The following is a 13,885-nucleotide window of genomic DNA, read 5'->3' as shown; positions in this document are numbered from 1 at the left end:
GCGGCCAGAAGGCTTATAGGCAAGATTACAATGTCAGAGACACCGACTGAACGCCCTACCGATCTCCCCAGCGCATTGCTTGAACACATTAAGTCATTGTGTGCCACCGGATACCAGCACTACGACCAGCATGCGTACGAGCCCGCGTTGCGCACATTCTATCAAGCATGGGTGTTACTGCCCAAGCCACAAACGCAATATCACGCCGCCGGCTGGGTACTGACGGCCTTGGGTGATTGCTATTTTCAAATGGAAAAGTGGCCGCAGGCTCTGGAGGCAATCAGCTCCGCACTATTCTGCCCCAATGCCGAGAAAAATCTGTTTGCACTGATGCGCAAAGGTCAAATTTTGTACAAACAGGGTGATATCGCCGCAGCCCGGGTCGCGCTGTTTAAGGTTTACAGCAGTGGCGGCCAGTCTCTACTGGCCAAAGAACCGGATCTTTACCTGCGAGCCATTGCCGATCTGACCGGTTCGGCATAACCGTAAATTAACTATTACGGATCGTTTTAAGCACTTTTTGTCTTCTGTGCTAAATTTAAGCATGTGCGCGCACTGCGTAGAAGCATTGCGGCGCGCCTTCCAAGACCAGATAGAGACACTTTTAGGACAGTTGCCCATGAGAAAAAGCCTATTATTAGCCGCCTTTGTAGGCACCCTGGGTTTTAGCCAAATCCTGTTTGCTTGCAGTCGACCATCGCCACCAGAAATTCCAGATCCAGACACCGCCGTAACGCCACAAATGATCAAAGCCAAGAATGACGTGCAAGCCTATGTGGGCGAGGCAGAGAAATACCTGAAGTGCAATATCAGCACTGCACAGCACAATTCCATGGTGGATGAAATGAAAGAAACCGCTGACAAATTCAATCAGGCCGTTCGCGCCTATAAAGCCCGCATGGCAGGCTAATCATCAATGGGCCTGCCATCTAGCAGGCCCAACTTTACCGATCAATAAACCAACGCTGCAATCGATAGCCGGCACTCGGATCTATGGCGAGATAGCGCCTGCCGCCCTCGTACCCCAGGGTTGGGCATACCATCGGCAGGGGTCGCTGCTGTAAACGCGCGATGAGCGCGTCGAGTCGCTGGAAATCGGACATCCAATCCAGCAATGCCGCCGTCGGAAACATCAAATCTAACTCGCCCTGCCCCTGCTTACTAAGCGCGTCCTGAGGCGACAGCCAGATCGTTTCGACAATTTCAACGCCGTCAACAACTGGTTCGAATGGCTCAATTGGGAGCAGGTAAAAATAGGTGCGATATCGCTTCGGGAAAAATGAGGGCGTCACCCAGTGCGCAAAATCGATTAATTGCTCCACGGACGGTATGGGGGCAGCGACCTCCTCGAACGCTTCGCGCATTGCCGCTCGTCGATAGGAGTTCTGGGCCCCCTCGCGGTCACAGGCTTCTACTGTACCGCCGGGAAATACCCAATGATCTGGCGCCATACTGACCTTTGGTGAACGCCGCGCCAACAATACCTCGAAGCCTTGGGCGACTGATCGCGCTAAAGCCACGCAGCCCGAGTCGATCAATGTTTCATTCTCCATGGGATTTTCCGTCATTCCATTACTGCTGCGCTTTCGATAAACGCTGTAAAGGGCGTGGCGCTCTGCGCAAATGCAATAACTACAATCAGCGGTTGCATTGACGCATTCAATTCGCTACAAACCTTCGCTAATCGACATTTAGCTCTAAAGGCGCCTCATTGATTAATTTGCAGTCGTTAACCGTGCCCCTAGATAAGGGCGCATTGATACTTACACCCAACAACCGCCTCAAAAACAAGCTCTTATTAACCTGGGCCGCGCAACAACCTGACGTGCGCAAAGCACCCAACATACACAGTTTCTCAGACTGGATCGAGTCTGCTTGGCTAGAACTTCAACGCCAAGGCGAACAGCAGGCCCTCAAAATAATCGCAAGCACACCTGTTCGCCGTCAACTGTGGGCTCAGGCACTGCAACTTGAGGACGATGTCGATCCATTGGTGCACCCGCGCCTGCTCATCGACCAACTCGACCAAGCCTATTCCTACCTCAAGCTGTGGCAGGTGTCTGCGGAGCAATGGCAAATCTACGGGCAGGTTGACGAACAGCGCCGACTTACTCGCTGGATCGACCATGTGGAGCGAGAGGCTGAGAGTCTCGGTTTGATGTTCGACGAACAACGCTTGGCATTATTACTTGAAGCGAAAGCCGCCCGGCCCCAACCTGCTCACCCGGTTTATCTGTTGAATTTTGACACCTTGGCCCCTCTGCACCGACAATTGCTGAACGCGTCCTTTGCAGAGCTGATCCCAATCCACAGCAACAACGAACCTGCACAGCAAACTCAACGATTAATTTGCAAAGATCCAAAACAAGAACTTCAGGCCGCCACTGAATGGGCCTTTAACGCACTACAGGCCGACCCAAGCCAACGCATCGCAATAGTCGATCCCAATCTCGGCAAAAACCGTGCGCGCCTCGAACGGGCCTTAGCGCGCGTATTCGAACCGAGCCATCATCGCCCAACATCGCCGCGTTTTACGATGCCTTTCAACTTCTCTGCGGGCACCCCCTTAGCTCAATGCCCCTTGGTGCATCAACTGCTTGGCAGTCTTCGCTGGCCGAAAACGCAATCTCAATGCATTGCATGGCTTAACAGCCCATTTATTGGCCATTCTGAGGACGCTGAACTGCGCCGCTGGGTGTCGTGTTTTTTACAGGAGTCTGGCCGTTCAGAAGTCTCCTTGGGGCACCTAGAGCAGGCCATACTAGCCTACCAAAACTACGCGGGGCCGGGACCGGCAGTTCAGCGCTGGCAGGATGGCTTGAGCGCTCTACAGGATTGGCCCGCCCGTGCGACCGGTAGAGAATGGGCGGCACACATTCTCACCAGCTTACAACAACTCAACTGGCCCGGGCCCCGAGTGCTGGATTCGGAAGAGCACCAACAAGCGAGTCAACTGCTAACGCTGCTGGACCGGCTAAGCGAGGCCGATCTATTGAACCGGCTCCTAAGCGCCGCCGACGCGCGCCACTGGCTCAATGAATTGGCAAGCCGACAGCCATTTCAACCACAAACGCCTGAGTCGCCACTGCAAATACTTGGCACACTGGAATCCGCAGGTCTCGCATTCAATCAATTGTGGGTGCTGGGTATGGACGATACCCAATGGCCCCCGCCCGCGGCCCCCAATCCATTGCTACCGGCCGCGTTGCAACGCGACCTTGAAATGCCCCATGCCAGCGCCGACCGTGAGCTCGCCTTCTGCCAAAGCCTTACCCGCAACTTTTTGTGTGCGGCGCGACGCGTGGTGTTTAGCCACGCCGCACGAGATGGCGATCGGGAGCTCAACACCAGCCCGCTCATCAATCATCTGCCACTGCTACCCGACCCCTCACCCGAGCCCCCACGGTGGCATCAGGCACCGCTGGAATGGCTAGCGACACATCAAGCTCCTGCAGTTAGCCCTGCGGAACGGGTGCGCTTGCGCGGCGGCAGTAGCATGCTACAAAAACAAGCGCGCTGCCCCTTGGCGGCCTTTATGGCCCTGAGACTTGGCGCTCGTCGACCTGCACAAGCGCAGCCGGGGTTAAATGCGCTCGATCGCGGTCACCTACTCCACCAAACGCTATTTTACTTCTGGCGCGAACAACCCTCACTGGCCGCATTGGATGACGCCGCTCTAGAGGCCCACCTCCAAAAGGCATTGGACCTCGCCATAGCGGAGCTGCCCGCCCTAGCCAATACGCGTTTTATGGCCCTAGAGCGGGAGCGACTCAATCGTTTGCTACGCCCCTGGCTGGCCTTTGAACGAGACCGGCCAAACTTTGCCCCCATCGGTCTGGAGCAGGCACTCGAGTACACGCTTGGGGATTTGCCCATGAGCCTTCGGCTAGACCGCATCGATAGCGTGGGCCAACAATGGTTATTAATTGACTACAAAAGTGGCGCCTCCCATATCGGTAAATGGTTGGGCACGCGCCCCGAGGAACCCCAACTCCCGCTCTATGCCGTGGCCCTAGCCGATGCCGGCGAGCCCGTCGCCGGCATTGCCTTTGCGGAACTGCGACAAACCAAGCAATCGCTGCAAGGCATCGGAAACCCCCAACTGAGCCCAGGCATCAAAGCGCCAGATGACCGTTACGTGGGCCACCAAGATTGGCCGGAGCTGATCGAGCACTGGCGCGCGGTACTTACGCACTTGGCCAACGAGTTGCTCGAAGGCCACACACCCCTGGCATTTTCCAGCCCGCAAAGCCACCAATACGCGGCTGAGTTAGCGCCCCTGTTGCGAACCTCCGAGCAACCAGAGCTCTCGTCCAAGGGGATATCCTCATGAGCGCACCAATCGACGCCAAAGTTCGCGCCCAAGCATTGGACATACACCACTCCTTCGCCGTGTCAGCACCGGCGGGCTCCGGTAAAACCGGCCTCCTCTCCCAACGCGTGCTGGCGCTGTTGGCCACATGCGAGGCACCGGAAGAGCTGCTTGCGATAACCTTCACTCGAAAAGCTGCCGGTGAAATGCGCGACCGAATCACCGCGGCGCTCTGGCACGCAAAAACCCAACCCTGCCCCACTAGCCCCCACGAGGCAACCACTTGGCAACTCGCGCGCAACCTGTTGGATCGCGACGCGCAGCTGAATTGGTCTCTACTCGAGAGCCCCAATCGATTGCGCATCCAGACCATTGACGGCCTTTCGCGACAAATTGCCAAACAGTTGCCATTCGCCTCGGGCATGGGCAGCCTGCCAGAACCCAGCGATCAACCCGAACCACTCTATCGCGCGGCGATTCTGGCGCTCTATGAAAAACTGGAAAGCCAACACCCGATCGCCGACGACTTGGCCACCCTGCTGCTGGAACTCGACAACCGCTTTGACACCTTTGAAAACCTACTGCTATCGCTCCTCAAACAGCGAGATCAATGGCTCGGACTGGCCCTTGCAGGCCAAACCTCCGGCGCCAAGGACTATCTAGAATCCAGCCTAAAAAGCATAATAATCAGTGAGTTAGAACCGATAATTAATGTGCTATCGACGCACGAATTGAGCCTTTGCGAGCTTGCTCGCTACGCGGCTGAAAACCTTCAACACGACCCAAAGCAAGCGCTAAAACCGAGCCCGATACTGCAACTCGCAGCGCTCAAGGCACTGCCCCGCGGACTCGGCGACGCAGAGTTGCCCGCGACCGTAAGTCAATACCAAGCGCTGCTTGAATTGCTACTCACCGCGGGCAAGGACGGCGGCTGGCGCAAGCGGCTCGACAAAACCATGGGGTTTCCCACAGAGCGCAGTCCCGAGGTCAGCAAAGCATTCGCAAGCGCTCAGAAGACGCGGCTTGCGGGCCTCATCGGCGAGCTGTCAGAAAGGCCTGAACTCCTGGCGCAATTACAATTGCTGCGCACACTACCTGCCCCCTGCTATCAACCCCATCAATGGCGCCTGCTAGAGGCGCTGACCCGTGTTCTACCCCACTTAGTGGCCGAGCTAACGCTGGTCTTCAGCCGCGAGGGTTGCAGCGACTTCATCGATACCGCGCAGGCCGCACTCACAGCACTGGGACAATTGGACGAACCGTCCGAGCTGGCCTTGCGTCTGGACTACCAGATTCGCCATATCTTGATCGACGAATTTCAAGACACTTCGGTGCCACAACGGCAACTTATTGAACACCTCACCGCCGGCTGGGAACCGGGTGACGGTCGCACGCTGTTCATCGTGGGCGACGGCATGCAATCCTGCTATGGCTTTCGCAACGCCAAGGTGGGTATTTTTCTACAAGCTCGGGCGCATGGAATTGGCGATGTGCCATTGACGCCGCTCGATCTCAAAGTCAATTTCCGTAGCCAACAAGGCGTGGTCGATTGGGTCAATACGCACTTTAGCGCCGCCTTCCCCGCCCGCGATGACGTGACGCGCGGCCAGGTTCGCTATCAACCCAGTGTCGCAGCTCGCGCCGCACTGGAAGAGAAAGCGGTGCAGCTAAACCTGTTGATAAACGAAACTGATCAAGACGGCGGCAACCCCAATGAAGCCGAGGCCGAGGCTGTAGTTACCTTAATTCAGAAGCTGCGCCAACAAGCCCCCGATCAAACCATTGCCCTATTGGCCCGCACGCGGAGTCATCTCCGCGCCTGCTTACGGCGGCTGGATCACGCAGGCCTCCGCTACCAAGCCGCGGAATTTGATAACCTCAGCGACCGCATGGCTGTGCAGGATTTAATGTCGCTGCTGCGAGCCCTGCTAAACCCAACAGATCGCATCAGTTGGCTCAGCCTGCTGCGCGCGCCCTGGTGCGGATTGAGCAACGCAGACCTATTGGCACTGACTCAAAGTGAAGGTCCAGCGCTGCCCGATGGCCACCCCTGCCTGTGGGCGCAAATGCAGTCTGCCAACGCCGCCACGGGCTTATCGACAGAGGGCGGCCTCGCGCTCACCCGCACAGTCAAGGTGCTGCAGCTGACGCTCGCACAGCGCGCTCGCAAGCCACTGCGCGATTGGCTCGAAGGTTGCTGGCAGGCGCTAGGCGGACAACACAGCTTGCTCGAAGCCAGTGATCTCGCCAATGCCCAAACATTTTTCGATTTGCTGGAAGCCCATACCGACGGCGACGGCCTGCGGGATTGGCAGGCCTTTGAAGACGCTGTGAGTCGCCTGTTTGCCGCACCGTCCAGCGACGCCGATCCCCGCCTACAGGTCATGACCATCCACAAGTCCAAAGGACTGGAATTTGACCAAGTGATCATTCCCGGTTTGCATCGCACACCCCGGGCAGACAGCCGGGAGCTACTCTTGTGGCTCGACCAAATAGACCACAAGGGCGATCAGCAGGTGCTGATGAGCCCGCTCAGCAACTACGAAGACAGCGACCTCTACCACTTTATTCAGCATGAAAAAAACCAGCGCACGCGCACGGAGGCGACGCGCCTATTTTATGTAGGGGCCACCCGTGCCATACGGCAATTACACCTGTTTGCCTCTGCAAAACAGAAGGATGGCGAGCTAATGCCACCGGCCAAAAGCAGCTTGCTTGCCAGTATTTGGCAGACAGCCCACCCAGATGCGGTGCGGATTCCGATAGGCGAATCCGGTGATGCCACTCAGAACTCACTCGTCGGCGCCAACAAAATCCGTCGGATCAGTCCCGAATGGCAATGGCAGGAACCGCCCTGCGCCACGCCACTCGCCACCTACCGAGGCAAAACCACGGGTCCCGTCACCACGGAGAACCCTCTGAATCGACCGGATCCCCAACTATTCTACGAAAAGGATGCCCGCGTAACCGGCACCTTATTGCACGCCGAAATTCAATATTTAACAGAGTCGGGGCGCCTGCCCACAGCAGACTATCTCGCCAGCTCACACCCCCTGCTAGTGACGCAGCTGCGTGCGAACGGAGTCCAGCATATAGAGGCAGCAATCGCGAAAATCCATCGCGCGCTAGAGCAAATTGCAAAGTCAGAAACTGGTCCTTGGCTACTAAATCCAAGCCATAAAGACAGCGCCACAGAGTTAGTGTTGTGGGAATCCAGCCCACAGGGCGGCAAACAATGGGTGATAGATCGCACCTTCGTAGCAGATGGCGTGCGCTGGGTGATCGACTACAAAGGCAGCGAACCCTCACCCCAGCAGAGCCTTGATGCGTTTGTTTCCGAACAGGTGAACCGCTACCAGATGCAACTATCAACCTACAGCCGACTCGTTCGCACCTTGGGACCAGAGCCTGTACGCGCAGCGCTTTATTTCCCGCTTTGCGATCACTTTCAACCGGTCGACGTGGCATAAATAGCGGAAATTTTGCCGCACAACAAACTTTTATTCTAAAAAAATGGCAAGGACGCCAAAAAATCCCGTAGAATGGCCGACCGCTAATAATCAGTATTGAAGAGAAATACGCTCCATGACTAACCGCGCAGTAGACGACTTAAATGTCGTATCCCAGGAAATCCTGATTTCACCGGATGCCCTCAAAGCGGAGTTGCCGTTGACCGACACCGCACTAAAAGCTGTCACTGAAGGCCGCCAGATCATTCGCGACATCCTAGATCGCAAGGACCACCGCATATTCGTGGTGATTGGTCCCTGCTCTATTCACGACGTCGATGCCGCGCTGGATTATGCCCGTCGCCTGAAGGCGCTCGCCGATGAAGTGTCTGATACCCTGTACGTGGTCATGCGCGTGTATTTTGAAAAACCTCGCACCACCGTGGGCTGGAAAGGCCTGATTAACGATCCCTATTTGAACGATTCATTCAAGATTCAAGAGGGTTTGCACATCGGCCGCAAACTGTTGCAAGACGTAGCAGAGATTGGTCTGGCAACGGCAACCGAAGCGCTGGATCCGATCTCGCCTCAGTATCTGCAAGATCTGATCAGCTGGTCTGCTATTGGTGCGCGCACTACGGAATCGCAGACTCACCGGGAAATGGCCTCTGGCCTGTCGTCGGCGGTGGGATTTAAGAATGGCACGGATGGCTCTCTGACCGTGGCAATCAACGCCTTGCAATCAGTGGCCAACCCGCACCGTTTTTTGGGTATTAACGAAAACGGCCAAGTGTCCATCATCCATACCGCGGGCAACGCATACGGCCACGTGGTGTTGCGCGGTGGCAATGACAAGCCCAATTACGACTCAGTCAGTGTCGCCATGTGCGAAAAAGAACTGGCCGCTGCCGGTATTGCCCCCAACATCATGGTGGATTGCAGCCACGCCAACTCCAATAAAAAGCACGACCTACAACCGCTGGTACTAGATAACATCGCCAACCAAATCGTCGAGGGCAATAAGTCCATTATCGGCGTGATGGTGGAAAGTAATATCGGCGCGGGCAATCAAAAAATGACTGCAGATAAAGCTGACCTGAAGTATGGCGTATCCATTACCGACGCCTGTATCGACTGGCAAACAACAGAGCAGTGCCTGCGTGATATGCGTAATAAAATCAAAGACATACTGCCAAAACGTTAAGTATTCTGTTAATAACTCAGACATAAAAAAGGCGGGTAAAAAAACCCGCCTTTTTTATGTCGCTGCAACACTGAACTCAATAGTAGGCATTGCTCTTGTCGGTATGATCGGTCATATCGCGCACCCCACTAAGTTCTGGAATTTTCGTGACCAAGGTCTTTTCTACGCCTTCTTTCAAGGTGATATCCACCGCGCTACAGCCCTGACAACCCCCGCCAAACTTTAACACCGCATACATGTCCTCGGTGATATGGGACAGACTCACCACCCCACCGTGGGACGCCAAACCAGGGTTTACCTCGTTGTAGAGCACGTAGTTGATCTTATCTTCGAGTGGGCTATCGTCAGAGATCTTGGGCATCTTTGAATTAGGTGCCCGTATGGTGAGCTGGCCACCCATTTTATCGGGTGAGTAGTCAACTTTAGCCTCATCGAGATAAGGCAGTGATCGCTCCTCAAAGTAGGCGGTAAAGCCCTCGTATTCAACCGAGACATCGGCATCGCGATCGTCACCGGGACGCGAATAGGCGATACAGGTTTCAGCCTGAGGCGTGCCAGGGCTAGACACAAACATGCGAATGGCAATGCCCGGGGTGTTCTGCTTTTCGAGCAGTTCGCGCAAGTACTTCTGAGCAGATTCCGTAATGTTGACATTTACCATCGATTTGCAAGGCCCTTAAAGGTTGATTACCTGATTGAAACAGTCGGGTATTCTAAACAATCGGCAGGCAAATCAAAACAACCATTTACAGTTTAGGGTTAATTCTGAAATTTCTAACCCACGTGCCCCCACGTGTGGGTTTTCTGATAGAATCACAATCTACATCAAAATATTTTGATATAGATAATCATCCTAGTTACCCAGCGGAAAACCCATGTCGCAAAACAGAACTGTCCTACTACGTGAAGCACTACAACACCGAATCCTCGTTTTGGACGGGGGCATGGGGACACTCATCCAATCCCATAAATTGCAAGAGGCCGACTATCGCGGGGCTCGTTTTGCAGATTGGGCTCAGGATTTAGTGGGCAACAATGACCTTTTGAGCCTCACCCAACCGAACATCATCGGCAGCATTCACGCGGCCTACTATGAGGCCGGTGCAGACATCGTTGAAACCAACACCTTTAATGCCACACAGGTCTCGCAAGCCGATTACGGTCTGGAGTCACTGGTTTGGGAGCTCAACCACAGCGCCGCAGCGCTGGCGCGCAAGGTAGCCGACGAATTTACGGCGAAAACGCCCGACAAACCGCGCTTCGTCGCCGGCGTACTGGGCCCCACCTCGCGCACCTGTTCCATTTCTCCCGACGTTAACGACCCCGGCGCGCGCAACATTACCTTCGACGAACTGGTTGAGAACTACTTGGAAGCCACTGACGGCCTCGTTAAAGGTGGCGCCGATCTCATTCTAATCGAGACGATATTCGATACCCTCAACGCCAAGGCGGCGGTATTTGCCGTCAAAACCTACTTCGACAGAGAGGGCATTGAACTGCCCATTATGATTTCTGGCACCATCACCGACGCCTCTGGCCGAACCTTGTCTGGCCAAACAACCGAGGCCTTTTACAACGCCTTGGCCCACGCTAAGCCCCTGTCGATCGGCCTCAATTGCGCGCTAGGAGCCAAAGAATTACGCCCCTATGTGAAAGAGCTGTCACGGGTGGCAAATTGCCTGGTGTCAGCGCATCCAAATGCAGGACTGCCCAACGAATTCGGCGAGTACGACGAAACGCCGGAACAGATGGTCTCGGTGGTGGAAGAGTTCGCCGCGAGCGGCTTTCTAAATATCATTGGTGGATGCTGCGGCACCTCGCCCGCGCACATTCAAGCCATTGCCAAGGCCGTGGCCAAATACCCACCGCGCGTCATTCCCGATATTCCCCCCGCTTGTCGCCTCGCCGGCTTAGAGCCTTTTAACATCACCGCAGACTCTCTTTTCGTCAACGTGGGTGAGCGTTGCAATGTCACTGGCTCCGCCAAATTTAAGCGTCTGATCGTGGATGAAGATTACAACACCGCTTTGGAAGTGGCGCTTGAGCAGGTGCAAAACGGCGCTCAAGTCATCGACATCAACATGGACGAAGGCATGCTCGACGCCGAGGCCGCCATGGTACGGTTTCTCAACCTGATCGCCGGTGAGCCAGACATTGCACGCGTGCCCATCATGGTGGACTCCTCTAAGTGGGAAATCATCGAGGCGGGACTCAAATGCGTGCAAGGCAAGCCACTGGTTAACTCGATCAGCCTCAAAGAGGGTGAAGCCGAGTTTATCGAGCGCGCCAATTTGTGCCGCTTGTACGGAGCTGCGGTAGTGGTAATGGCGTTTGACGAAGACGGCCAAGCTGATACCCAGGCCCGCAAGATCGAAATATGCCAGCGCTCCTACGATGTGTTGGTAAATAAAGTGGGCTTCCCGCCCGAGGACATCATTTTCGATCCAAACATCTTTGCCGTCGCAACGGGTATCGAAGAACACAACAATTATGCGGTGGACTTCATCGAAGCGGCGCGCTGGATTCGCAAAAACCTGCCCCATGCAGGCGTGTCTGGGGGCGTGTCTAATGTGTCCTTTTCGTTCCGGGGCAACAACCCGGTGCGCGAAGCTATCCACTCAGTATTTTTGTACCACGCCATCAAGGCGGGCCTCAATATGGGGATCGTCAATGCCGGCCAGTTGGCGGTGTACGACGACCTGCCAGCGGAATTGCGGGACACCGTAGAAGACGTCATTCTCAACCGCAGCCCCGACGCCACCGAAGCCCTGCTGGCCATTGCAGACAAATACAAAGGCGACGGCAGCACCGGCCCCAAGAAGGAGGACCTCGCGTGGCGTGAGCTGCCCATCGGCAAACGCATAGAGCACGCCCTGGTCAAAGGCATTTCAGCATTCATCGAAGAAGACACCGAAATTGCCCGCCAACAGGCCACGAAACCCATCGACGTCATCGAAGGTCCACTCATGGACGGCATGAACGTGGTTGGCGACCTATTTGGTGCCGGCAAGATGTTTCTCCCCCAGGTGGTGAAGTCTGCCCGGGTAATGAAACAAGCCGTGGCTTACCTCAACCCGTATATCGAAGCGGAAAAGCAGGTGGGCGCCAAACCCAACGGCAAAATCCTCATGGCCACCGTTAAAGGCGATGTGCACGACATCGGCAAAAACATTGTGGGGGTGGTTTTACAATGCAATAACTTTGACGTCGTGGACCTAGGCGTGATGGTATCCTGCGAAAAAATTCTACAGACCGCCATCGACGAGAAATGCGACATTATCGGGCTGTCTGGCTTAATTACACCTTCGCTCGACGAAATGGTCACAGTGGCGCGCGAAATGGAGCGTCAGGGCATCCAGCTGCCCCTAATGATCGGTGGCGCCACCACCTCCAAAGCACACACCGCGGTAAAAATTGAACCTCAATTCAAACGCGATCAGGTGGTTTACGTTGCCGATGCATCGCGCGCCGTGGGCATCGCCAGCCAACTGCTCTCCGATGAACTCAAACCGGCACTCGTTGAAAAAGTACAAGCCGAATATGAAGCCGTGCGGGTCCGCAATGCCGGCCGCAAAGCACGCGGCACTGTGCTCAACTATCCCGACGCCATCAAGGCTGGTCTCAAGCTCGACTGGGACAACTACACGCCCCCCGCCCCTGCCTTCACCGGCACGCGGGTCTTCGACGACTACCCCTTGCAAGAGCTCATTGAAACCATTGACTGGACGCCCTTCTTCATCAGCTGGGATCTGGCAGGCAAGTACCCCAAAATCTTGGATGACAAGGTAGTGGGCGAAGCAGCAAGAAGTCTCTTTGCCGACGCGCAAGAAATGCTAAAACGCATCGTTGATGAAAAACTCCTCAAGGCTCGCGCAGTCGTTGGCTTTTGGCCCGCCAATCAGGTCAATGGCGACGATATCGCCCTATTTTCAGATCAAGCACGCACTGAACCGCTTGCGCACCTGCACCACATTCGCCAGCAAAACAAAAAGCCGGGGGACATTCACCCCAATCTCTCTCTGGCAGATTTTGTTGCGCCTGCTGGGCACGAGGACTATGTCGGTGGCTTTGTAGTGACTGCGGGCATCGGCGCTGAAGAGCTGGCGAAAGCCTTTGAAGCCAAGCACGACGACTACAGCGCAATTATGGTCAAAGCACTCGCAGACCGTCTCGCTGAGGCCTTTGCGGAACACATGCATCGGCGCGTTCGGACCGAATTCTGGGGTTACGCGCCCGACGAAAATCTGCCCAATGAAGACCTCATTAAGGAGGCCTATCAGGGCATACGACCTGCACCCGGTTACCCCGCCTGCCCAGATCACACCGAGAAAGCCACGCTTTTCCAAGTGCTAGATGCCACAAATGCCACCGGCGTTACGCTCACGGAGCACTTTGCCATGTATCCAGCAGCTGCTGTATCCGGTTGGTACTTCTCGCATCCCAGCAGCCGATATTTCAACACCGGTAAAATCAATGTCGATCAGGTGCAGAGCTTGGCACAACGCAAAGGGATGACGCTTACCGAACTCGAACGCTGGCTGCAGCCCGTTTTGGATTACGACCCACAATAGCCGCGCAAGGGGGTGTATGCCCCCTTGGCCCCACGCATAGCTTGCTGTTACTCTCGGGAGGCTATCAGCCAGACAAGGCACAGGTTAACCATGAGTGAAGAGTCGCAACCGCAACGAAAACCAAGCTTTGGTAGCATAGTCATCAGCACGCTGGCGGCCGCCATTGGCGTGCAGAGCAAAAAGAATCAAGAGCGGGACTTTAGCGGCGGCAATATTTACCACTATATTGCCGCAGGATTGATTTTTACCCTGGGGTTTATAGTGTGCATGACGTTGATTGTGCAGGCAGTGCTTAAAAATAGCGGGCTGTGAAGGGCTTAATAACACTCACAATTATATTAAGTCAGAT

The 13,885-nt window shown here is 55.3% G+C and carries 9 protein-coding genes; 7 read left to right on the top strand and 2 right to left on the bottom strand.

Annotated elements, in window-relative coordinates:
• Positions 1–30: 30 nt before the first annotated feature.
• Together FHS30_RS06675 and FHS30_RS06670 are read left to right on the top strand one after the other, a co-directional pair.
• Positions 31–483, top strand: a complete 453-nt coding sequence (locus tag FHS30_RS06675; protein ID WP_183909675.1) for a tetratricopeptide repeat protein — start codon at positions 31–33, stop codon at positions 481–483.
• A 136-nt stretch (positions 484–619) separates the two neighbouring features.
• Positions 620–910, top strand: coding sequence for a hypothetical protein (locus tag FHS30_RS06670; protein ID WP_183909673.1), 291 nt, complete (start codon positions 620–622; stop codon positions 908–910).
• A gap of 34 nt (positions 911–944) precedes the next feature.
• On the opposite strand, the gene FHS30_RS06665 is transcribed toward FHS30_RS06670, so the two are convergent.
• Positions 945–1,553: an NUDIX hydrolase gene (locus FHS30_RS06665; RefSeq protein ID WP_183909671.1), complete on the bottom strand. Its 609-nt coding sequence runs from the start codon at positions 1,551–1,553 to the stop codon at positions 945–947.
• 158 nt (positions 1,554–1,711) lie between these two features.
• Here FHS30_RS06665 and FHS30_RS06660 point away from each other — a divergent pair, with 158 nt between their 5' ends.
• The 3 genes from FHS30_RS06660 (at position 1,712) to FHS30_RS06650 (ending at position 8,965) form a co-directional block, all read left to right on the top strand.
• Positions 1,712–4,333, top strand: coding sequence for a PD-(D/E)XK nuclease family protein (locus tag FHS30_RS06660; protein WP_183909669.1), 2,622 nt, complete (start codon positions 1,712–1,714; stop codon positions 4,331–4,333).
• Positions 4,330–7,782: a UvrD-helicase domain-containing protein gene (locus FHS30_RS06655; RefSeq protein ID WP_183909667.1), complete on the top strand. Its 3,453-nt coding sequence runs from the start codon at positions 4,330–4,332 to the stop codon at positions 7,780–7,782. Before FHS30_RS06660 ends, FHS30_RS06655 begins: the two co-directional genes overlap by 4 nt.
• A gap of 115 nt (positions 7,783–7,897) precedes the next feature.
• Positions 7,898–8,965, top strand: a complete 1,068-nt coding sequence (locus FHS30_RS06650) for a 3-deoxy-7-phosphoheptulonate synthase (RefSeq protein ID WP_183909665.1) — start codon at positions 7,898–7,900, stop codon at positions 8,963–8,965.
• 76 nt (positions 8,966–9,041) lie between these two features.
• Here FHS30_RS06650 and nfuA read toward each other — a convergent pair whose 3' ends face one another.
• Complete coding sequence (gene nfuA / locus FHS30_RS06645; protein WP_183909663.1) at positions 9,042–9,626, bottom strand: Fe-S biogenesis protein NfuA; 585 nt, start codon at positions 9,624–9,626, stop codon at positions 9,042–9,044.
• Between the two features lie 214 nt (positions 9,627–9,840).
• On the opposite strand from nfuA, the gene metH reads away from it, so the two are divergent.
• Both metH and FHS30_RS06635 read left to right on the top strand, forming a co-directional pair.
• Positions 9,841–13,536 carry a methionine synthase gene (metH, locus tag FHS30_RS06640; protein ID WP_183909661.1) on the top strand — a complete coding sequence of 1,232 codons (3,696 nt, stop codon included), beginning with the start codon at positions 9,841–9,843 and terminating at the stop codon, positions 13,534–13,536.
• Positions 13,537–13,626: 90 nt separating this feature from the next.
• Positions 13,627–13,848: a DUF2970 domain-containing protein gene (locus FHS30_RS06635; RefSeq protein ID WP_183909659.1), complete on the top strand. Its 222-nt coding sequence runs from the start codon at positions 13,627–13,629 to the stop codon at positions 13,846–13,848.
• The last annotated feature ends 37 nt before the right edge of the window (positions 13,849–13,885 follow it).

Source organism: Simiduia aestuariiviva (assembly GCF_014192475.1).
Taxonomy (GTDB): domain Bacteria; phylum Pseudomonadota; class Gammaproteobacteria; order Pseudomonadales; family Cellvibrionaceae; genus Simiduia; species Simiduia aestuariiviva.
Note: the sequence above shows the minus strand (reverse complement) of the source record. Positions and strands in the feature narration are given on the sequence as shown.